A 21,890-nucleotide genomic window follows, 5' to 3' on the forward strand; every position below is an offset into this window, starting at 1 on the left:
AGAGTTCCTCCCACAGGGAGGTGCGCGCCGCCCAGATGGGGCCAGGTGTGTTTCGTTATTGATGCCGTCGAATGCGTGGTCAGGCGGCGCGGCATGGTCGATAATCGGGATTCATTCACCGCTCAAGCCGCTTCGATGAATCCGTTACGCTGGGGTTTCCGTGCGCAGTTCGCGCTCGGCTTCGTGATTTGTGCGGGCCTGCTGGGCTTTGCGATCTTCATGCAGATCAAGGAGGGGCTGGAGCCCTGTCCGCTGTGCATCTTCCAGCGCATCGCGTTCGCGGCGCTCGGCGTGCTGTTTCTGATCGGGGCGCTGCATGGGCCGCGTGGCAGCGGCGGGCGCAAGTTCTACGGGGTGCTGGCTTTTGTGGCCGCGGCCGTCGGTATCGGCATTGCCGGGCGTCACGTGTGGGTGCAGGTGATGCCGCGTGACGCGATGGCGTCCTGCGGTCCGCCGTTGGCGTTCCTGAGCGAGCAGATGGGGCCGTTCGAGGTGTTCCGCACGGTGCTGACCGGTACTGCGGACTGCGGCAACATCGATTGGCGCTTCCTGGGGCTTTCGATGCCGATGTGGAGCCTGGTCTGGTTCGTGCTGCTGGCGCTTTGGGCGCTGTACGCGGGCTTTCGCGCGCGGCGGCGTCCTTCGCTTTTCTGAGAGATCGGGCTGAGGCTGGCGTTTGGCCGTAGAGCCGAGCTTGCTCGGCTGGGGCTGTATCGGGAAGGCTTCAGCCGAGCGAGCTCGGCTCTACGAGGCAACAAGCAGATGGGGCCGCTGGTAGGCGGCCCCGATCTGTTTAGAAGTCCTGCTGCAGGGTCAGGTAAGCGCCGCGCCGCGGCGCCCATTGCGGTGCGAACACGCCGATGCCACCGCCGTCGCGCAGTTGATAGCTGCGGTCCAGTGCGTTGACCACCGCCAGTTGCGCATGCAGCGGGTGGCCGGCCACGTTGAAGTCGTGCGAGGCGCTCAGGTTGAGCTGGAAGTAGGACGGCAGCGAGGCGCCGTTGGGCACGGTATCGGTGTCGGTGCGCAGACCGCTGCCGAACAGGTAGTTGGCGCCCACGCGGTTGCTGCCGGCGAAGCTGTAGCTGACGCCGCCGGAGGACGTCAGTTTCTGGTCGTGGTCCAGGTGGATCCAGTTCTCGGCGACGTAGGCCAGTGCGTCCGGATCGAAGTTGTAGTCGCCGGTCATCACCTGCTTGCCCATCGCCTTGCTGTAGGCGGCGTTGAAGTAGGCGCTGAACGGGCCGTTGTCGTAGTCGGCCGAGAACTCCAGGCCACGGATGTGTCCGTAGCGGTAGTTGAAGGTCGAGTAGATGTAGGCGGCGCCGAACTGGCCTTCGTCCTGCAGGCGGTTGGCGCGGCGGTCGTAGGCGTCCAGGCCCAGGGTCAGGTGATCGCCGATGGCCTGCGAGACGCCGATGTCGTAGTAGTTGCTGCGCTCGCTCAGCGGTGTGGTGGCGCCAGCGGCGACCTGCTGGTTGGTGGTGCCGTCGTAGAGCGCGATGTCGGTGGTGGAGATCAGCTCGGACGCCGGCGGGGTGAAGTAGCGGGCGTAACCGGCATGCACGGTGGTGCTGTCGGTGGCGTTCCAGACCACGCCCAGGCGCGGGCTGAGCTGGCCTTCGCTGCGACCGAATGCCTTGTAGCGGTCGCCACGCACGCCGTAGTTGACGATCCAGTCGTCGCCGATCTTCCACTCGTCCTGCAGGTACAGCGCGGTGGTGCTGGCGTGGAAGCGGCCGGCGTCAGGGATCAGCTCCGGCACGTTGCTGGTCTGGTTGCCGTCGGCATCGGCCGGGAATACCCAGGAATTGTTGTGGGTGCTGGCGGTCTCGAAGCTGCCGTACAGGCCGTAGCGCAGCGTGTGCGAGTCGCCCAGCGGGGTGGAGAAATCGGCTTGTATGGTGTTGGCGCGATTGGCGCGCTCCACGTTCGAGGCGACGCCATTGAAGATCAGGTCGCCGGCGACGTCGGGAGAGAAGGCGACGCTGCTGTAACGCTGCCCGGCCGAGAACTGATACGAGGTTTCACCGAGCAGGCCCTGCAGCACCAGCGTGGCGAAGCGGGTGTTCTCGCGCTGGTTTTCGTCCAGCTTCGAGGAGTCGAAGTCGGTGGTGCCCAGATAATCGTAGACCGGCGTCTGGCCGGGATTGTTCGGGATCTGGAAGCGGTTGTTGGCGAAGCCGGTCATCAGGCTGATGCGGGTGTCGTCGTTGATCAGATAGGTGAGATCGGCGAAACCCTTGCCCTGGTGGGTCTTGTCGTGATCCGGGGTGCGGCTGTCGGTCGGGTTTTCCAGGCCGACCTTGTCCTGGTCATAGTTGCCGGTGACGAACCAGCTCCAGCGGCCCGAGCTGCCCCACCAGGAAGCAAACGGGTTGACCTTGCCGAACGAGCCGGTGGTGATGCCGACGCTGCCGCCGTTGCCCAGCTCGGTTCCGCTCTTGGTGGTGATGTCGACCACCGCCGCGGTGCGGTCGCCGAACTGTGCCGGCAGTGCGCCATCGAGCAGGCGGATGCTCTTGATCGTGCGCGGATCCAGGGTCTGGCCGAAGCCGGAGATCGACTCGGGCAGGATCACGCCATTGACGCGGTACTGCAGGTTGGCGTGGTCGCCACGCACGTGGATGCCGCCGTACGAGTCCTGCACGACGCCCGGGGCCTGCAGCAGTACCTGGTTGAGCGGGGTCGAGGCACCCATCGGCAGCTTTTCGATGTCCTCGGCGGAGATCGTGAACTGGCTGCTGCCGATGTCCGGTGACAGCGCGTTGCGAGCGGCCTCCAGTTTGGCGGTGACCTGGACTGCGTCGAGGTTGGTGACGGTGTTGCCGCTGGTGGCGGCATCGTCGGCCATGGCGAGCGCGGGAATGGAGGCGATCGCCAGCGAAATGGCGGAGGCAAGCAGGCGACGGGTATTCATCGGTGTCCGGCTGGAGGGGAGGAGGAGGTGTTGTTACTCCGTAACAATCCTCCTTAAGGGTACGGTCTGCCTAGCCCGAAAGTCATATCCGTATTGCAGGCTTTGCCTGGGGTTTAGCGACCTCGGAAAAATGTCGGAATGGGGCGGCGCTTTGCCGCTGCGCCGGGCTTTGCGATGATGGCAGGCTGTCAAGGAGTCCTCCCATGAATCCGTCATCCCCCGCGCGCCTGGTCGAAGTTCCCGATTCCGGATGGAATCCCGACAGCTGGCGTGCGCGTCCGGCGCTGCAGATGCCGACCTATCCCGACGCGACCGCGTTGGAAGAGGCGCTTGCCGAGTTGCGGCAACTGCCGCCGCTGGTGACCTCGTGGGAAATCTTCGCGCTCAAGCGCCAGATCGCCGAAGCGCAGGAAGGCAAGCGTTTCCTGCTGCAGGGCGGTGACTGCGCGGAGAACTTCGTCGACTGCGAGTCGAACATGATCTCCAACCGGCTCAAGGTGCTGTTGCAGATGAGCCTGGTGCTGGTGCACGGCCTGCGCGTGCCGGTGGTGCGGGTGGGGCGCTTCGCCGGCCAGTACGCCAAGCCACGTTCGGCCGATACCGAAACGCGTGATGGGGTGACCTTGCCGAGCTATCGCGGCGACGTGATCAATGCGCCGGAGTTCACCGCGCTGGCGCGCGCGCCGGATCCGCGCCGGATGATCACCGCGCACTCGCGTTCTGCGATGACGATGAACTTCGTGCGGGCGCTGATCGATGGCGGCTTCGCCGACCTGCATCATCCGGAGTACTGGAACCTCAACTGGGTCGGTTATTCGCCGCTGGCCGAGGACTACCAGAAGATGGTGGCCTCGATCGGTGATGCGGTGCGCTTCATGGAGACGCTGTCGGGTTCGGAAGTGCACAACCTCAACCGGATCGACTTCTACACCTCGCACGAAGCATTGCTGCTGCCGTACGAGGCGGCGTTGACCCGGCAGGTGCCGCGCCAGTGGGGCTGGTTCAATCTGTCCACGCACTATCCGTGGATCGGCATGCGCACCGCGGCGCTGGATGGCGCGCATGTCGAGTATTTCCGCGGCATCCGCAATCCGATCGCGATCAAGGTCGGTCCGTCGGTGCAGCCGGATCAACTGCTGCGCCTGATCGACGTGCTCAACCCCGAGGACGAGCCGGGCCGGTTGACCTTCATCCATCGCATGGGCGCGGCGCAGATCGCCGAGAAGCTGCCGCCGCTGCTGGACGCGATCAAGCGCGATGGCCGGCGCGTGCTGTGGGTCTGCGATGCGATGCATGGCAACACCGAGAGCACTGGCAATGGCTTCAAGACGCGTCGTTTCGACAACATCCTGAGTGAGGTCGAAGCGTCGTTCGACCTGCATGCCGCCGCCGGAACCCGCCTGGGTGGCGTGCATCTGGAGCTGACCGGCGAGGACGTCACCGAGTGCACCGGCGGTGCGCGCGAGCTGACCGAGCGCGATCTCGAGCGCGCCTACCGCTCGAGCGTCGATCCACGCCTGAATTACGAGCAGTCGCTGGAGATCGCGATGGCGATCGTGCGCAAGCAGCGGCAGGCGCCGTTGGTCATCGGCACGCGGGGCGTGTAATCCGGATTTCCGAAGTCAGGTGAGCAGGCGTCCTGGGCGCCTGCAATGGGCAGGCAGACTGCTGCGCAAGCGCATCGAAACTTCGAGAAGAGTGGGGAGCCGCGGCCGCGTCGCAGCCGGGAAAGTCTTCGCAGCATTCGTTGCCGTTTGGCAACGTGGCCGGTGTCAGTGCGGATCGCGCCGCTTACGCAGATTGCGCCGCACCAGATCGCGTGCGAGCACGGCGACCACCAGCAGGTTGATCGCAAGCACGCTCCACGACGCCCAGCCGGGATGGCGGATGATCGCGAAGATGTCGAAAGGCAGATAGATCGCCGCCGACAGGCAGCCCAGCAGCGAGGCCCAGGCCTTGGCGCGCCACAGGCCCCAGGATTCGACCAAGTGCAGCATGCCGTACGCCAGCATCCCGGCCGCGGCCATGTGGACCGCGTCGGGGCTGATCATCTTGAGCAGCGACGGCAGCGCGCCGTGCTCAGGATTCAGATTGAAGCGCGTGATCAGCTGGCTGACCGCGTGCTGCAACGGTTGCGGGCCCAGCAACTCCAGGCCGGTCGCGCCGAGCACGGCCAGCAGGCCCTTGACCGTCTCGAGCAAGGCGATCAAGTGGAGACCCGGATGCGCGTGCGGATCCGGGTTGTAGGGCTTGTCGCGTTTCACGGGCGGGAAGAAATACTCAGCCGCCGCGACCAGCGCGCTTGCGATCGCTTTCGGTCAGGTGCTTCTTGCGCAGGCGGATTTCCTTCGGCGTGATCTCGACCAGCTCGTCGTCGTCGATGAAGTCCAGTGCCTGTTCCAGCGAGTACTTGATCGCCGGGGTCAGCTGGATCGCATCGTCCTTGCCCGAAGCGCGCATGTTGGTCAGCGGCTTGGTCTTGATCGCGTTGACGGTCAGGTCGTTGTCCTTGGAGTGGATGCCGACCAGCTGGCCTTCGTACACGTTGTCGCCTTCGGCGGCGAACAGCTTGCCGCGTTCCTGCAGCGGTCCGAGCGAATACGCCGGGGTGGCACCCGGTGCATTGGCGATCATCACGCCGTTCAGGCGCTTGGCGATCGCGCCCTGCTCCTTCGGACCGTAATGGTCGAACACGTGGAACAGCAGGCCGCCACCCTGGGTCAGGGTCTTGAACTCGTTCTGGAAGCCGATCAGGCCACGCGCCGGGATTTCATAGTCCAGGCGCACGCGACCCTTGCCATCCGGCTCCATGTTCTTCAGCTGGCCCTTGCGGGTGCCCAGCTTTTCCATGACGCCGCCCTGGTGCACTTCCTCGACGTCGATGACCAACTGCTCGATCGGCTCCATCCACTGGCCGTCGATCTGCTTGATGATCACTTCCGGACGCGACACGGCCAGCTCGTAACCTTCGCGACGCATGTTCTCGATCAACACCGACAGGTGCAGCTCGCCACGGCCGGAGACCAGGAACTTGTCGGCGTCTTCCAGCTGTTCGACCTTCAGCGCGACGTTGTGCACGGTCTCGCGCTCGAGGCGGTCCTTGAGCTGGCGGCTGGTCAGGAACTTGCCACCGGACAGGTCCTTGTTGCCGGCGAACGGCGAGTTGTTGACCTGGAAGGTCATCGAGATGGTCGGCTCGTCGACGGTCAGCGCCGGCAGCGCTTCCGGGGTGTCCAACGCGCACAGCGTGTCGGAAATGGTCAGGTCCTGGACGCCGGAGATGGCGACGATGTCACCGGCCTCGGCCGAATCCTGTTCGATGCGCTCCAGGCCGAGGAAGCCCAGCACCTGCAGCACCTTGCCCTGGCGCTTCTTGCCTTCGCGATTGATCACCGCGACCGGCATGTTCTTCTTCAGCGTGCCGCGCTGGATGCGGCCGATGCCGATGACGCCGACGAAGTTGTTGTAGTCCAGCTGGCTGATGCGCATCTGGAACGGGCCTTCCGGATCGACCTCGGGCTTGGGCGCGTGCTTCATGATCGCTTCGTACAGAGGGGTCATGTCGCCGTCGCGCACGGTGTCTTCCAGGCCTGCGTAGCCGTTCAGCGCCGAGGCGTAGACGATCGGGAAGTCCATCTGCTCCGGCGTGGCGCCGAGGCGGTCGAACAGATCCCACACCTGCTCCACGACCCATTCAGGGCGCGAACCGGGGCGGTCGACCTTGTTGATCACCACGATCGGCTTGAAGCCCATCGCGAACGCCTTCTGGGTCACGAAGCGCGTCTGCGGCATCGGGCCGTCCATGGCATCCACCAGGATCAGCACGGTGTCCACCATCGACAGCACGCGCTCGACCTCGCCACCGAAGTCGGCGTGTCCGGGGGTGTCGACGATGTTGATGCGGTTGCCCTGCCAGGTGATCGCGGTGTTCTTGGCCAGGATGGTGATGCCGCGTTCCTTTTCCTGGTCATTGCTGTCCATCACGCGCTCGGCCAGCACGGTGCGCTCGGAAAGGGTGCCCGACTGCTTGAGCAGCTGGTCGACGAGGGTGGTTTTGCCATGGTCGACGTGGGCGACGATAGCGATGTTGCGGAGATTTTCGATGGACATGCGAAAGGGGGCTCGGTCGACGCCAAGTCGGGGAAGGAAAAGGTAAGCCGCCGATTATACCCGCTTGATGACGCTTCACGGGGGTGGAGGCGGAAACCGGGCGATCCGGCCCGTTCAGGCGGCCCGGAACAGGGCCTGGCGACCGGCTCGGCAAGGGTGCCGGGAGAGGCGTCGGGTGTATTCTATTGGGCTGATGCATCTGCCCTGAAACCCCGAGGATTTCCATGTCCCTGATCGCCAACTTCGACACCTCCCGCGGCCTGATCAAGATCGAGCTGTTCGCCGACAAAGCGCCGCTGACGGTGGCCAATTTCGTGAACCTGGCCAAGCGCGGCTTCTACGACGGCCTGAGCTTCCACCGCGTCATCGCCGATTTCATGATCCAGGGCGGTTGCCCGGAGGGCTCCGGCCGCGGCGGCCCGGGCTACCGTTTCGAGGACGAGACCAAGAACGGCGTGCCCCACGAGCGCGGCGTGCTGTCGATGGCCAATGCCGGCCCGAACACCAACGGCAGCCAGTTCTTCATCACCCACATCAAGACCGATTGGCTGGATGGCAAGCACACCGTGTTCGGCAAGGTGATTGAGGGTCTGGACGTGGTCGACAGCGTCGCCCAGGGCGACACCATCAACAAGCTGACGATCGAAGGCGACACCGACGCCGTGCTGGCCGCCAAGGCCGACCGCGTGGCCGAGTGGAACAAGATCCTCGCCGCCTGATTGCAATCCGACGGTCGCCGCAGGGCGGCCGTCATCGTTTCCGGGCGCCAGCCGATTTCGCCGCGCCTTCCCCCCTGACGTTTCTTAGAAGAGGAAAGTCCCATGAGTGCACCCGTACGTGTCGCCGTGACCGGCGCTGCCGGCCAGATCGGCTATGCCCTGTTGTTCCGCATCGCCGCCGGCGAACTGCTGGGCAAGGACCAGCCGGTGATCCTGCAGCTGCTGGAGCTGCCGAACGAGAAGGCCCAGGCCGCGCTGAAGGGCGTGATCATGGAGCTGGAAGACTGCGCGTTCCCGCTGCTGGCCGGCGTGGTCGGTACCGATGATGCGGAAGTGGCGTTCAAGGACGTCGACGTGGCCCTGCTGGTCGGCGCGCGTCCGCGCGGCCCGGGCATGGAGCGCAAGGACCTGCTGCTGGAGAATGCCAAGATCTTCACCGCGCAGGGCGCGGCGCTGAACAAGGTCGCCAAGCGCGACGTGAAGGTGCTGGTGGTCGGCAACCCGGCCAACACCAATGCCTATATCGCGATGAAGTCGGCGCCGGACCTGGATCCGAAGAACTTCACCGCGATGCTGCGCCTGGACCACAACCGCGCGCTGAGCCAGCTGTCGATCAAGCTCGGCAAGCCGGTCGGCGGCATCGAGAAGCTGATCGTGTGGGGCAACCACAGCCCGACCATGTACCCGGACTACCGTTTCGCCACCGCCGACGGTGCCTCCGTCGCCGATGCGATCAACGACCAGGAGTGGAACGCGGGCACCTTCATTCCGACCGTGGGCAAGCGCGGCGCGGCGATCATCGAAGCGCGCGGCCTGTCCTCGGCTGCTTCGGCCGCCAATGCCGCCATCGATCACGTCCGTGACTGGGTGCTGGGCAGCAACGGCAAGTGGGTGACGATGGGCGTGCCGTCCGACGGCTCCTACGGCATCCCGGAAGGCGTGATCTTCGGCTTCCCGGTGATCACCGAGAACGGCAAGTACACGATCGTGAAGGGCCTGTCGGTCGACGACTTCAGCCAGAAGTACATCGACAAGACGCTCGCTGAGTTGGAAGAAGAGCGCGGCGGCGTCGCGCATCTGCTGTAAGCGCTTTTGCGCTTTTGCGCATTCGCGCAAAAGCCCCACGGTTTGCAATGCAAACCGTGGGCCCCGGCTCACCAGCTTCCAGATCCCCCGCGCCTTCGGCGCGCCCCCCTTGACTCAAGGGGGGCTCCTGGCCTGAAAGGGGGCTGGTTGTCCGGCACGGGGTGTTGAATCGAAGCGTCGGACCTGGTCCGGCGCTTTTTTGTGAGCCTTTGACGGAGCTGCGGAGCTTTTGACCTGGACTGAAGGTGGGGGTCGCTAGGCTCTGGGGCACCGGTTGCCGGTAACCAGGAGTCAGCTCATGAAGACGTCGATCGTGCTGTTGTCGTTGGGAATGCTGTGCGCGAGTGCGGCGGTGGGCGCGGTGGATCTGCAGGGGCTCAAGGACAAGCTCGGCGGCAACCAGGCCAGCCAGCAGCAGGCTGGTGGGAATGGACTAAGCGGGATGCTCGGCGGTGCTGCGTTGCCGGGGATGGATTCGAGCGTGGGCGGCAACGCTGCCGGTGTCCTGCAGTACTGCATCAAGAACAACTATCTCGCCGGCGGTGCCGCCGGGATCAAGGACAAGCTGCTGAGCAAGGTGTCCGGTCAGCATGGTCAGGACTCCGGGTACAAGCAGGGTGAGCAGGGCATGCTGTCCGGTAGCGACGGCAAGTCGCTGGACCTGAAATCGGTGTCCGGCAAGGTCAAGCACAAGGCCTGCGACTACGTGCTGCAGAACGCCAAGTCGATGATCTGACACAGCGTACCCGTGGCTGATCCGGGGCGTTGTCCGTTCGACCAAGGTCGCAGGGATCGCGTGCGCGTGCCGGCCTATGCTGGGCCGAGCACCGAGGTTCTGGGAGGGACCGGGATGAGCTACGCAGAGGCATACCGCCGCTCGATCGAGCGGCCGGAAGAATTCTGGGCGGAGGCGGCGCAGGCCATCCATTGGCACAAGCCGCCGCAACGGATTCTGGATTATTCCGATCCGCCCTTCCGGCGCTGGTTCGTCGGCGGCGAAACCAACCTCTGCTACAACGCGGTCGATCGCCATCTCGATGCGCGTGGCGATCAACCCGCGTTGATCGCGGTGTCCACTGAAACCGGCATCACGCGCGAAGTCAGCTATCGCGAGCTGCATCGCGAGGTCAACGCGTTCGCGGCGGTGCTGAAGACGCTGGATGTCGGTCGTGGTGATCGTGTGGTGATCTACATGCCGAACATGGCCGAGGCGGTGTTCGCGATGCTGGCCTGCGCGCGGATCGGCGCGATCCACTCGGTGGTGTTCGGTGGCTTCGCTGCGCACAACCTGGCGCTGCGCATCGACGATGCCAGGCCGAAGTTGTTGATCGCTGCCGATGCCGGCAGCCGTGGCGGCAAGATCATTCCTTACAAGCCGCTGATCGATGCTGCCTGCGCCGAGGCTGCGTATCCGCCGCCGAAGGTGTTGATCGTCTCACGCGGGCTCGATGCCGCCGAACCGAAGCTGGCCGGTCGCGATGTCGATTACGCCGTGCTGCGCGCCGGGGTCGGTGATGCGCAGGTGCCGGTGGAATGGCTGGAATCCAACGAGCCGAGCTATCTGCTCTACACCTCCGGCACCACCGGCAAGCCGAAGGGCGTGCAGCGCGACGTCGGCGGCTACGCGGTGGCGATGGCGTTGTCGATGCGCACGGTGTTCGACTGTGCGCCCGGTCAGGTGATGTTTTCCACCTCCGATGTGGGTTGGGCGGTGGGGCATTCCTACAACGTCTACGGTCCGCTGATCGGCGGCTGCACGTCGCTGCTGTACGAGGGGCTGCCGACTAATCCCGATCCGGGTATCTGGTGGGCGCTGTGCGAGCGCTATGGTGTGCGCACGATGTTTTCCTCGCCGACCGCGATCCGGGTACTGAAGAAGTCCGATGTGGACTTCATTCGCCGCCACGCATTGTCGCAACTGAAGTACCTGTTTCTCGCCGGCGAACCGCTCGACGAGCCGACCGCGAGCTGGATCAACACCGCGCTCGGCAAACCGGTGATCGACAACTACTGGCAGACCGAGACCGGCTGGCCGGCGCTGACGTTGCTGCCGGGCGTGGAGATGAAACCGGTGAAGTTCGGCTCGCCGGGCTTTCCGAATCTCGGTTACCGTATGAAGGTGATCGACGAGCAGACCGGTGCAGAGGTCGCGCCGGGCCAGAAGGGCGTGCTGGTGATCGTGCCGCCGCTGCCACCGGGTTGCATGAGTACGGTGTGGAATGACGACAAACGCTTCCTCGACAGCTACTTCGGCCACTTCAAGGAACTGCTGTACAGCTCGCTGGATTGGGCGATCCGTGACGAGGACGGCTACACCTTCATTCTTGGTCGCACCGATGATGTGATCAACGTCGCCGGGCACCGGCTGGGCACGCGTGAGATCGAGGAAGCGATCGCCGGACATCCGGGCGTGGCCGAGGCGGCGGTGATCGGCATCAAGGATGAGTTGAAAGGGCAGGTGCCGGTGGTGTTCGCAACGATGAAGCAGGCGCCGCAGGATCCCGCTGCTGTCGCACTGGAATTGCAGCAGTGCGTGGTGAAGCAACTGGGTGCGGTGGCGCGTCCGGCGCACGTCTACATCGTCAATGCGCTGCCGAAGACCCGCTCGGGCAAGTTGCTGCGGCGTTCGTTGCAGGCACTGGCCGAGGATCGCGATCCGGGCGACCTGTCCACGCTGGATGATCCCGGGGCGCTGGAGGAAGTGCGCCGCGCGCTGGCGCAGGGGGCGGCGTAACGCGGCGTTTGTTTTGCCGGGGATTTGCCGGCCTCATGTGGGCGCGCGTTGTGTGATGCGGTTTCTGGTCAGCCCCGTAATCCATCGACCGTCGTCCCCGCGCAGGCGGGGATCCAGTGTCTTTGCTCGTCATTCCCGCTTGATCAGCCATTCGGCTGCTGTAAAGCGCTTCGCGGGAATGACGAGCAAAAAGCTTGGGTTTCGTTGGAGATATTGAACAGGCTTCAAGTCGCTGGGTCCCCGCCTGCGCGGGGACGACGTCTGAAGACTTTGGGGTGACGCCAGTTCAGGTCGTCGCGGATCAGCTCAGACCTTCGGCCGTCAGCGCGGCCCGGACGCCCGGGTCGGCTTCCATGCGCTGCTTGAATGCGGCGAGGTGCTCCAGGCCGGTGAGGTCGATCTTCAGCCCGGCGGCCCAGCGCAGTGTCATATAGAAGTAGGGGTCGGCAAAACTGCGGAACCCGGCCAGCCACGACCGGTCGGCCAGCCGCTTGTCGGCCTGCTCGAACAGCCCGCGCAGGCGCTTGTGTGCGGTGGCCTTCAACGTCTCGTACTGCGACTCGTCGCCGATGAACCTGGCCGGGGCGAACAGCGGCCGGAAGGCGGGGTGCAGGTCGGAATTGACGAACGACAACCAACAGGAGGCTTCGGCCCGCTGGCGGGGGCTGCCGTCGCCGGCCAGGCCGGCCTGGGGATGGCGGTCGGCGATGTAGCCCATGATCGCCGCGTTCTGGGTCAGCACGAAGTCGCCGTCGACCAGGGCCGGCACCGTCGCGGCGGGATTGATCGCCAGGAACGTCGGGGCCTTGAGTGTTTCCGCGGTCAGCAGTTCGACCTCGAACGGCTGGCCGGTCCACTGCAGGGCGATATGGTCGGCGGTCGAGCAGGCACCGGGCTTGCTGTAGAGCTTCATGGAGACTCCGTCGGGACTGGGAAGAGGAGGCCGCGCACTATCCCAGAGCGGGCTCCCTGTCCTCAACGGCATGGCCGTGACGGATTGTTACGACGTGCGCGGCTTGAGCTTCTGCACGCGATAGAAGGTGTGATCGCCGATCGTCGCCACCTGATAGGCGTTGCGCCAGCTCGGGCTGGCGATCGCGCTGGCGGCGAAGTGGCTCGCGCCCGGCACGATCTCCTTGCGCTGGCCAACCGGCAACGCCCAGTTCTGCTCGGCGGCGAAGGCGACGTTGACCGCAGTGGTCCACGCCTCGCCGTTCTTCAGCTGGGTCCCGGGCGATACCAGGGTCGGGGCGAACTGCTTGCGCGCGGTCACGACCTCGCACATGGAGTCACCCCACAGGCCACTGTCCAGGCGGCGCAGGGCCACCTCGGCGACGGCTTGCTGGCCGCGCAGGGTCTGGTCGCGTGCTTCCAGGTAGACGGTGGTACTCAGGCACAACGAATCGGCGGCTGGCTGCGGCAACAACTGCGACAACCAGAGAATCCAAGCCAGTTTCATGAAACTCCTTGCTCCGTATGGGCCGAGGCTTGCTTGCCTCGCCAACGGATCGGAGAGGTGGGGCTTGCGGCACGGCTTGGCGTCATGGGGAGGCGACCAGCGGGTCGCCCGGGTATCCGGCCAAATGGAAGCGGGGCCGGAGCGGTCCGCCGAACTGGGTGGCGGGCCGGAAAGTGGGCGCAAGGTAGACACGCCTGACGAAACCCCGCCTGAATGCTCCCGCTTGACATTCAGCTTGGCGGCCGGCCGCATTTCTGGGGCAACAGCCGTCGAGAGTCTGTGAAATGGAGGGGCGAGCCGGTGGCTCGCGCTGCTTTCGCCACTCTTAAATGTGTGTGGGAATGTGTGCAGGGCTTGGCGAGAAGACCCGCCTCAGAGAGTCGCGGCGAGCCGGCTGCCCTGGTCGATCGCGCGCTTGGCATCCAGTTCGGCGGCCACGTCGGCACCGCCGATCAGGTGGGCGCTCTTGCCGGCCGCCTGCAATGCCGCATACAGGTCGCGGCGCGGTTCCTGGCCGGCGCAGATCACCACCGTGCCCACCTCCAATGTCTGCTCGCTGCCGTCGATGCGGATATGCAGGCCTTCGTCGTCGACGCCCAGATACTCCACGCCGCCGAGCATCTTCACGCCCTTGGCCTTGAGCGTGGCGCGATGGATCCAACCGGTGGTCTTGCCCAAGCGTGCGCCGGGACGGCCCGGGCTGCGTTGCAGCAGCCAGACCTGGCGTGCGGGGGCTTCGGGCTTGGGTCGGGCCAGCGCGCCGCGTGCCTCGAAGGCCGGGTCCACGCCCCATTCGGCCTGCCAACGGGCGATGTCGAGCGACGACGACGGCCCCTCATGGACCAGGAACTCGCCGACGTCAAAGCCAATCCCGCCGGCGCCGATGATCGCCACCTTGTCGGCGGCCTGCACGCGGCCAAGCAGCACGTCCAGGTAGTCCACCACCATGGGATGGTCCGCACCGGGGAAATCGACCTTGCGCGGCACGATGCCGGCAGCGATCACCACCTCGTCGAAACCCGCCAGGTCGGTGGCAGCCACCCGCGTGTCCAGCCGCACCTCGACGCCGGTTTCCTCCAGCCGGTGGCGGAAATAGCGCAGCGTCTCGTGGAACTCCTCCTTGCCGGGGATGCGCTTGGCGACATTGAACTGCCCGCCGATCTCGCTGGCGGCGTCGAACAGTGTCACCTTGTGGCCACGTTCGGCTGCGACCGTCGCGCAGGCCAGTCCGGCCGGGCCGGCACCGACCACCGCGATCGTCCTGGGCGTGCTGGTCGGTGCATAGACCAGCTCGGTCTCGTGCACGGCGCGTGGATTGACCAGGCAACTGGCCAGCTTGTTCTCGAATACGTGATCCAGGCAGGCCTGGTTGCAGGCGATGCAGGTGTTGATCGCCTGCGGTTGACCGGCGCGTGCCTTGTTGGGCCACTGTGGGTCGGCCAGCAGTGGCCGTGCCAGCGACACCATGTCGGCACTGCCATCGGCCAGGATGCGTTCGGCGACCTCGGGCATGTTGATGCGGTTGGTCGCCACCACCGGCACTTTCACATGTGGCTTGAGCTTGGCGGTGACCCCTGCGAATGCCGCGCGCGGCACCGAAGTGGCAATGGTTGGAATGCGTGCCTCGTGCCAGCCGATGCCAGCGTTGATGATCGTCGCCCCGGCTGCTTCCACCGCCTTGGCCTGCTGCACGATCTCCTCCCAGTTGCTGCCGTCCTCGACCAGATCCACCAGCGACAGACGGTAGATGATGATGAAGTCCGGCCCGCAGGCCTCGCGGACGCGGCGCACGATCTCCACCGCGAAGCGCATGCGCTTCTCCGGCGTGCCGCCCCACGCGTCGTTGCGCCTGTTGGTGCGCGGCGCGATGAATTCGTTGATCAGATAGCCCTCCGAGCCCATTACCTCCACGCCGTCGTAGCCGGCCTCGCGGGCATAGCGCGCGGCACGTGCATAGGCATTGATCTGGCGCTCGACGCCGGCGGCCGACAGCGCGCGCGGCGTGAACGGATTGATCGGGGCCTTCAACTTCGATGGCGCCACCTGCAGCGGGTGATAGCCGTAGCGGCCCGCATGCAGCAACTGCAGGCAGATCTTCGCGTCATGTGCATGCACCGCGCCGGTCACCTGTCGATGCGGACGCGCTTCCCACGGCCATGACAGCTTGCCGCCGAACGGCTTGAGCCAGCCGACCATGCTGGGCGCGAAGCCGCCGGTGACGATCAGGCCGACACCGCCGGCCGCGCGCTCGGCGAAGTACGCCGCCAGCCTGGGGAAATCCTTGGCCCGGTCTTCCAGGCCGGTGTGCATCGAGCCCATCAGCACGCGGTTGCGCAGCGTGGTGAAGCCCAGATCCAGCGGCGCGAACAGATGCGGGTAGGCATGGCCGGCGGGCAGGGCGGCGGCGGACTGCGAAGTGGCTGGCGACATGGTGGATACGCTGGCGTACGGAATGCCGCATTGTCGCTGATTCAGCCGCGGCGGCAACCCCGTCGGTGCAGGGCGGGGGAGCGGGGGAGGATGGGGAGCCTCGGGCCTGGATATGGTCGCCGCCGGGCCGGCCGAGGGCCCGGGCCGGGGCTCGCGATCGCCTCCTGCGGTGTCGAATCCTGGTCGCGCAGGGCTGGCGCAAGCCCCGCCCCGAACGGCTTCACACCGCCGTTCATCCTGGAGTCGGTGACGTCCAGCCCCATTAAGGGTTACCCTTGATGAAGCTGTATACGTTGTACTGCCAAGGCTTTCACGTCTTGGGAACTGATTTCACATGTTATGTGACTGTTAACGCAGTCTTCACTTATGCGAGCTTAATCTGCGCCGCGATGGCGAGTGGAACGGCCGTCTGGATGTGACGAGACATCTGAACTGAACCCCCTGCCTCTATCGGTTTTATTCCCGAAACGAAGGAGCTGTATTCATGAACAAGAAAATCCTCACTGCCGCGTTGCTGGGTGGTCTGGCCCTAGCCCAGGCAGCCTCCGCGCAGGAGTTCGATGATCGTTGGTATCTGACCGGCGCGGCCGGCTTCAACTTCCAGAACAGCGACCGCACCACCAATGATGCCCCGTTCGTCAGCCTGGGCCTGGGCAAGTTCGTCAGCCCGAACTGGTCGCTGGACGGTGAGCTGAACTACCAGAACCCGAACTTCGACGCCAACAAGGATCAGAACTGGAGCCAGTACGGCATCTCGTTCGACCTGCGTCGCCACTTCATCCGTGAAGGCCGTGGCTGGAACCCCTACCTGCTGGCAGGCCTGGGTTACCAGAAGAACGCCGAGGAATACCTGAGCGGTGCTGAGCTGAAGGACCGCAAGGACGGCGAGTTCGCCGCCAAGGTCGGTGCCGGCCTGCAGACCACCTTCGACAAGCGCGTTGCCGTGCGTGCCGAAGTGGCCTACCGCGCTGATTTCGACGATCAGAGCATCGCTGCTCCGAACAAGGATTGGTTCGGCGACGTGCTGGCTTCGGTCGGCGTCGTGATCCCGCTGGGCCCGCCGCCGAGCGCTCCGGCTCCGGTTGCTCCGGCTCCGGTTGCTCCGAGCTGCGCAGACCTGGATGACGACGGTGACGGCGTCAACAACTGCGACGACAAGTGCCCGAACTCGCAGCCGGGTCAGACGATCGGTCCGGACGGTTGCCCGGTGCCGGTGTCGATCGACCTGAAGGGCGTGAACTTCGACTTCAACAAGGACAACCTGCGTCCGGATGCCATCTCGATCCTGAGCGAGGCCACCGAGATCCTGCGTCGTTACCCGGATCTGCGCGTTGAAGTCGCGGGTCACACCGACCTGTGCGGCAAGCCGGCCTACAACCAGAAGCTCTCCGAGCGTCGTGCCACGGTGGTGTACAACTACCTGACCCAGAACGGGGTTTCCGCCTCGCGTCTGAGCGGCCCGATCGGTTATGGCCTGACCCGTCCGCTGGAGCAGACCCCGACCACGTACCCGGCCTGCAAGAGCGAGAAGAACCGTCGTACCGAGCTGAACGTCCAGAACTGATTGGACCTACGCTGATTCAAGCAAAGCCCGGCCTCGTGCCGGGCTTTGTTTTTTTGGAACTTCCCTCCGTGGCGGCATGCTGCCTGCAGTGCCATCGGGCAGGTGTTCGAACGATGGCGAATCCCCATTCATCACAACGACTTGGCGTTGGCAGTGGAAGTTCTGGTTGAAAGGCGGAAAGGGGCTGCCTACACTCGCCGCGTCGACCACCCAACGGATACTTCCCGATGCGTCTTGCAACGGCCGGATTGCTCAGCCTCGCCCTCGTTCCCGCCGCCCATGCCGCCACGGATTGTTCGGGGGGGGCCATCGCTCCGCCATTGCCGCTGCCCACGACCGTGATCGCGCCGGTCGCAGCCGAGTTCTCTACCCGCAACGTGCAACTGGGCGGCCCGAGTGGCGTGCTCGCGCAGCCTTACGACAACGATCAGTCGGTCGAGCGCGTGCTGCTGCGCCTGCGTGTGGAAGGCTGCCAGGACGTGGCCAAGGCGATGCCGGCCAAGGGTGCGGTCAATCCGAACGATCCGGCTGCGTACAAGCCGCAGACCGCGTTCGACAACACGCCGTGGCGTTTCGACATGAGCCAGAACGGCAAGCGCATGACGGCCGAGGAATTCGACGCCTGGATGAAGGCGCGCGGCGTGCGCGTGGTCAAGGCGCGCCCGGCCGCTGCCGAGGCAACCAATGCGCCTGCGGCTGCCGAAGCCAAGCCGGGTGATAACAAGTAAGCCTCGGCCGCGGGCGATGAACCGGCGCAAGTTGCCGGCACCCGCCCGGCCAGGACGGGCGGCCCCTTCAGCGGGCCGTTCGATGCAGCCGCGCCATGGTCTGGCGCGTGTGCTTTCGAAACTGGGAGTCTGCTCGCGCAGCGAGGCCGCGCGCTGGATCGCCGATGGCCGCGTTGCCGTCGCCGGTGTGGTGGTGCGCGATCCCGAATTTCCGATCGTGCAGGGGGCTTTGCCGCGCATCGAGCTGGATGGTCAGCCGGTGGGCGAGGCGGTCCGGCACTACGTGATGCTCAACAAGCCGCGCGGTCTGGTGACCAGCGTGCGCGACGAGCAGAGCCGGGACACGGTCTATCGCTGTTTCGACGGTGCCGGGCTGCCATGGCTGGCACCGGTCGGGCGTCTGGACAAGGCCAGCGAGGGCCTGCTGCTGTTCTGCAACGATCCGGAGTGGGCCGCGGCGGTGACCGATCCCGAGCGCGGCCCCGACAAGACCTATCACGTGCAGGTCGATTGCATTCCCGATGCGCAGCAGCTGCTGCGCATGCACGAAGGTGTCGATGTCGGTGAAGGGGAGCAGTTGCGCGCCAGCCGGGTCGAGCTGCTGCGCGAGGGCACGCGCAATGCCTGGCTGGAAATCACGTTGGAGGAAGGTCGCAACCGCCAGATCCGGCGCCTGATGGAGGCGCAGGGGATCGCGGTGCTGCGACTGGTGCGGGTGGCGATCGGCGGATTGCAGTTGGGAACGCTGGCGAAGGGCGGTTGGCGGCCGCTGGAGACCTGGGAGGTCGAGACGCTCGTGTCCGCGAGGACCGGGTGAACGTGGTGTCGGCCCGGTAATGACGACGAGGGCCGATGCCGTTTATTTCAACATGCACAACACGCGATGGATTGCTTGGATTCCTGGAGATCTGACATGCATCTGATTCGAGCGGGTCGCGGTGTGTTTCGTGGGGCGATGGGGCTGGCGTGCCTGGCCGTGCTGGCTGGTTGTGCGTCGACCCGGCCGCAGGCGGCGACGAAGGATGTGGTGGTCAAGCCGGTGGCGGCACGCGACGCGCGCGGGGCCTATCGCTTCGACATGAGCCAGAACGGCAAGCGCATGACCGCCGATGAGTTCGATGCCTGGATGAAGGCCAATGGCATCCGCATTGCCACGGGCACTCCGGCCGACAGTGCGGCCAAGAAGGGCAAGAAGGGCAAGAAGGCGGCTGCTAAAACCAAAGCGGCCGCCACCAAGGCGACCGCTCCGAGCAACCTGGCGTCCGCCGGAACCGGCGGCTGAGGCGAGGCCTCAGCTGGCGATCACGCCCAGCTCGCGGCCGATGCGGGTGAAGGCGTCGATCGCGTGGTCCAGGTGCTCGCGGGTGTGCGCGGCGCTGATCTGGGTGCGGATGCGCGCCTGGCCCTTGGGCACCACCGGGAAGAAGAAGCCGATCGCGTAGATCCCTTCTTCAAGCAAACGCTCGGCGAAGCGCTGTGCCAGCGGCGCGTCGTAGAGCATCACCGGGCTGATCGGGTGCACGCCGGGTTTCAGGTCGAAGCCGGCGGCGGCCATCTTTTCGCGGAAATAGGCGGTGTTGGCGGCCAGCGTCTCGCGCAGCTCGCCGGCGGAGGCCAGCATCTCGAACGCCTTGATGCCGGCGGCGACCACGTGCGGCGGCAGCGAGTTGGAGAACAGGTAGGGACGCGAGCGCTGGCGCAGCAGCTCGATCACTTCCTTCCTGGCAGTGGTGAAGCCGCCGAGCGCGCCACCCATCGCCTTGCCGAGGGTGCCGGTGAAGATGTCGATCTTGTCGAGCACGCCCTTGACCTCGGCCGAGCCGCGGCCGGTCGCGCCGAGGAAGCCGGTGGCGTGGCATTCGTCGATGTGCACCAGCGCGCCGTACTTCTTCGCCAGCGCGGTGATTTCATCCAGCGGGGCGATGAAGCCGTCCATCGAGAACACGCCGTCGCTGGTGATCAGCTTGGTCTTGCAGCCGGCGGCGTCGGCGGCCTGCAGCTGCGCTTCCAGGTCGGCCATGTCGCAGTTGGCGTAGCGGAAGCGCTTGGCCTTGCACAGGCGCACGCCGTCGATGATCGAGGCGTGGTTGAGCGCGTCGGAGATGATCGCGTCGTCCTCGCCGAGCAGCGGTTCGAACAGGCCGCCGTTGGCGTCGAAGCAGGCGGCGTAGAGGATGGTGTCCTCGGTGCCGAAGAAGTCGGCGATGGTCTGCTCCAACTGCTTGTGCAGGTCCTGGGTGCCGCAGATGAAGCGCACCGAGGCCATGCCGAAGCCATGGCTGTCCAGCGCGTCCTTGGCGGCCTGGATGAGGTCCGGGTGGTCGGCCAGGCCGAGATAGTTGTTGGCGCAGAAGTTCAGCACGCGGCGGCCGTCGGCCAGGGTGATCTCGGCCGATTGCGGCCCGGTGATGATGCGTTCGGACTTGAACAGCCCCTGGTCGCGGATGGCGTCGAGTTCCTCGGCGTAGCGGTGGGTCGGGGCGGCGTCGGTCATGGCGGTGTCGGTCGGGGAAAGGCCTGATTTTACCCGTCGCGGTCCGCCGGAGCCGGCGCGTCATGCGCAATGGCTATAAGCGACTGCGGATTGGTCATTTCCGGCTGCCGATGTGCATCTGCAGCATCTGCGTCCCGGATGAAGGGGGCTTCATCCGAAGCAACGGAGATCACCGACTCATGCAAGAGCCAAGGGGAACGAAACATCGCGTCGGGGCACCAGTGCGCAGTCTGCTCGCCTTGGCTTGCGTGCTGGCGACCGCGCCGGCGTGGGCACAGCAGGCCGGACAGCCGACGGTGGAGGAGCTGCAGCGCCGTCTGGAGGCGCTCGAACGCCGCCTGGGCGCCGAGCCGGTCGCGCCGACCACGTCGGCCACGGCCGATGGCGGTGTCGCCGATCTGGACCAGCGCCTGCGCATCATCGAGCGCAGGCTGGAATTGCAGGACGAGGAGCGCACTGCGGCGGCCAAGTCGGCACCGGTGGTGACGGTCAATGACAAGGGCGCTTCGTTCAAGTCGGCCGACGGTGCCTACGAAATCCGGTTGCGCGGCCTGTTGCAGGGCGATGGCCGCTTCTATATCGACGACAAGCAGCAGCCGCAGAACGACACTTTCCTGATCCGCACCGCGCGTCCGATCATCGAAGGCTCGCTCGGCAAGCTGGTGGCGTTCCGGTTGACGCCGGAGTTCGCCGGCGACAGCGCCACCATCGTCGATGCCTATGCCGATCTGCGCTTCGACAAGGCGTACACGGTGCGGGTGGGAAAGTTCACCTCGCCGGTGGGGCTGGAGCGGTTGCAGTCGTCCTCGGCGCTGGCTGATACCGAACGCGCGCTGCCGAGCGAGCTGGCACCCAATCGTGACATCGGCGTGCAGGTGCAGGGCGAGGTCGGGACGGTCAGTTATGCGCTGGGTGTGTTCAACGGCGCGGTCGATGGCCGTGACGCGATCACCAGCAATCCGGACAACGATTTCGAGTACGCCGGGCGGATCTTCTTCGAGCCGTTCAAGAACAGCGTCGGGGCATGGTCGGGACTGGGTTTCGGCCTCGGTGCCAGTACCGGTGAGACGCATGGCAGCGGCAACAACTTCCTGCCGCGCTATCGCACGCCCGGTCAGGCGACGTTCTTCAGCTATCGCAGCGCGGTACTGGCCGATGGCGACCGCACCCGCTGGTCGCCGCAGGGTTACTACTACCGCAACAGCTTCGGGTTGCAGGCCGAGTACATCGTCTCGCGCCAGGAAGTGGCGACCACGACCGCGCGGGCGAATCTCGAAAACAAGGCGTGGCAGGCCACTGGCAGCTACGTGCTGACCGGTGAGGACGCCGGCTATCGCGGTGTTGTCAAACCGTCGCGGCCATATGTCGCCGGTGGCGAGGGTTGGGGTGCATGGGAGGTGGTGGGACGGTATGGTGTACTGGAGGTGGACGATGGGGCATTCCCGCTGTTCGCCGATGCCGCATCGTCCGCACGCCGGGCCGCGGCATGGACGCTGGGCGTCAACTGGTACCTCACCAGCAATCTCAAGCTGGTAGTCAATTACTCGCAGACCCGCTTTGATGGCGGCGCTGCGGCAGGCGCAGACCGGGAAGACGAGAAGACGGTGTTCTCCCGGCTGCAGGTTTCCTTCTGATGGCGGAGAACG

The 21,890-nt window shown here is 65.5% G+C and carries 18 protein-coding genes; 11 read left to right on the forward strand and 7 right to left on the reverse strand.

Annotation, left to right across the window (positions count from 1 at the left end):
* Positions 1–135 precede the first annotated feature (135 nt).
* Positions 136–654 carry a disulfide bond formation protein B gene (locus AC3WJE_RS07895; protein WP_493730232.1) on the forward strand — a complete coding sequence of 173 codons (519 nt, stop codon included), beginning with the start codon at positions 136–138 and terminating at the stop codon, positions 652–654.
* Between the two features lie 139 nt (positions 655–793).
* Here AC3WJE_RS07895 and AC3WJE_RS07900 read toward each other — a convergent pair whose 3' ends face one another.
* Positions 794–2,920 (reverse strand): TonB-dependent receptor, encoded by a 2,127-nt coding sequence (locus tag AC3WJE_RS07900; protein ID WP_493730233.1) that lies wholly within the window; start codon positions 2,918–2,920, stop codon positions 794–796.
* Between the two features lie 203 nt (positions 2,921–3,123).
* Between AC3WJE_RS07900 and AC3WJE_RS07905 the strand changes: the two genes are divergently transcribed.
* Positions 3,124–4,527: a class II 3-deoxy-7-phosphoheptulonate synthase gene (locus AC3WJE_RS07905; RefSeq protein ID WP_493730234.1), complete on the forward strand. Its 1,404-nt coding sequence runs from the start codon at positions 3,124–3,126 to the stop codon at positions 4,525–4,527.
* Between the two features lie 165 nt (positions 4,528–4,692).
* On the opposite strand, the gene AC3WJE_RS07910 is transcribed toward AC3WJE_RS07905, so the two are convergent.
* Positions 4,693–5,184, reverse strand: coding sequence for a DUF2127 domain-containing protein (locus tag AC3WJE_RS07910; RefSeq protein WP_493730235.1), 492 nt, complete (start codon positions 5,182–5,184; stop codon positions 4,693–4,695).
* Positions 5,185–5,200: 16 nt separating this feature from the next.
* On the reverse strand, positions 5,201–7,030 hold the full coding sequence (gene typA, locus AC3WJE_RS07915) for a translational GTPase TypA (RefSeq protein ID WP_493730236.1): 1,830 nt from the start codon (positions 7,028–7,030) through the stop codon (positions 5,201–5,203).
* A gap of 224 nt (positions 7,031–7,254) precedes the next feature.
* Here typA and AC3WJE_RS07920 point away from each other — a divergent pair, with 224 nt between their 5' ends.
* From AC3WJE_RS07920 to prpE, 4 genes are all read left to right on the forward strand, one after another.
* Entirely contained in the window at positions 7,255–7,749 is a 495-nt protein-coding gene (locus AC3WJE_RS07920) for a peptidylprolyl isomerase (protein ID WP_493730237.1), read from the forward strand.
* A 102-nt stretch (positions 7,750–7,851) separates the two neighbouring features.
* Positions 7,852–8,835, forward strand: a complete 984-nt coding sequence (locus tag AC3WJE_RS07925) for a malate dehydrogenase (RefSeq protein WP_493730238.1) — start codon at positions 7,852–7,854, stop codon at positions 8,833–8,835.
* A 298-nt stretch (positions 8,836–9,133) separates the two neighbouring features.
* Positions 9,134–9,571 carry a DUF2501 domain-containing protein gene (locus AC3WJE_RS07930; protein ID WP_493730239.1) on the forward strand — a complete coding sequence of 146 codons (438 nt, stop codon included), beginning with the start codon at positions 9,134–9,136 and terminating at the stop codon, positions 9,569–9,571.
* Between the two features lie 114 nt (positions 9,572–9,685).
* A complete protein-coding gene (gene prpE / locus AC3WJE_RS07935; RefSeq protein ID WP_493730240.1) occupies positions 9,686–11,569 on the forward strand; it encodes a propionate--CoA ligase in 1,884 nt (627 codons plus the stop codon).
* A 301-nt stretch (positions 11,570–11,870) separates the two neighbouring features.
* Here prpE and AC3WJE_RS07940 read toward each other — a convergent pair whose 3' ends face one another.
* From AC3WJE_RS07940 to AC3WJE_RS07950, 3 genes are all read right to left on the reverse strand, one after another.
* A complete protein-coding gene (locus tag AC3WJE_RS07940) occupies positions 11,871–12,482 on the reverse strand; it encodes a glutathione S-transferase N-terminal domain-containing protein (protein ID WP_493730241.1) in 612 nt (203 codons plus the stop codon).
* Between the two features lie 87 nt (positions 12,483–12,569).
* Complete coding sequence (locus tag AC3WJE_RS07945) at positions 12,570–13,028, reverse strand: cell wall hydrolase (RefSeq protein ID WP_493730242.1); 459 nt, start codon at positions 13,026–13,028, stop codon at positions 12,570–12,572.
* Between the two features lie 372 nt (positions 13,029–13,400).
* A complete protein-coding gene (locus AC3WJE_RS07950) occupies positions 13,401–15,425 on the reverse strand; it encodes an oxidoreductase (protein ID WP_493730286.1) in 2,025 nt (674 codons plus the stop codon).
* Between the two features lie 517 nt (positions 15,426–15,942).
* Here AC3WJE_RS07950 and AC3WJE_RS07955 point away from each other — a divergent pair.
* From AC3WJE_RS07955 to AC3WJE_RS07970, 4 genes are all read left to right on the forward strand, one after another.
* Positions 15,943–17,022, forward strand: a complete 1,080-nt coding sequence (locus AC3WJE_RS07955; protein ID WP_493730243.1) for an OmpA family protein — start codon at positions 15,943–15,945, stop codon at positions 17,020–17,022.
* Positions 17,023–17,249: 227 nt separating this feature from the next.
* The gene (locus AC3WJE_RS07960; RefSeq protein ID WP_493730244.1) at positions 17,250–17,750 is read left to right on the forward strand and encodes a hypothetical protein; all 501 of its coding nucleotides are present in this window, start codon (positions 17,250–17,252) and stop codon (positions 17,748–17,750) included.
* Positions 17,751–17,832: 82 nt separating this feature from the next.
* Positions 17,833–18,567: a pseudouridine synthase gene (locus tag AC3WJE_RS07965; RefSeq protein WP_493730245.1), complete on the forward strand. Its 735-nt coding sequence runs from the start codon at positions 17,833–17,835 to the stop codon at positions 18,565–18,567.
* A 96-nt stretch (positions 18,568–18,663) separates the two neighbouring features.
* Positions 18,664–19,032, forward strand: coding sequence for a hypothetical protein (locus AC3WJE_RS07970; protein WP_493730246.1), 369 nt, complete (start codon positions 18,664–18,666; stop codon positions 19,030–19,032).
* A 9-nt stretch (positions 19,033–19,041) separates the two neighbouring features.
* On the opposite strand, the gene kbl is transcribed toward AC3WJE_RS07970, so the two are convergent.
* Positions 19,042–20,244, reverse strand: coding sequence for a glycine C-acetyltransferase (gene kbl / locus AC3WJE_RS07975; protein WP_493730247.1), 1,203 nt, complete (start codon positions 20,242–20,244; stop codon positions 19,042–19,044).
* Between the two features lie 221 nt (positions 20,245–20,465).
* Here kbl and AC3WJE_RS07980 point away from each other — a divergent pair, with 221 nt between their 5' ends.
* Complete coding sequence (locus tag AC3WJE_RS07980) at positions 20,466–21,878, forward strand: OprO/OprP family phosphate-selective porin (RefSeq protein ID WP_493730248.1); 1,413 nt, start codon at positions 20,466–20,468, stop codon at positions 21,876–21,878.
* The last annotated feature ends 12 nt before the right edge of the window (positions 21,879–21,890 follow it).

The organism is Pseudomonas sp. GW821-FHT07E12, assembly GCF_058986605.1.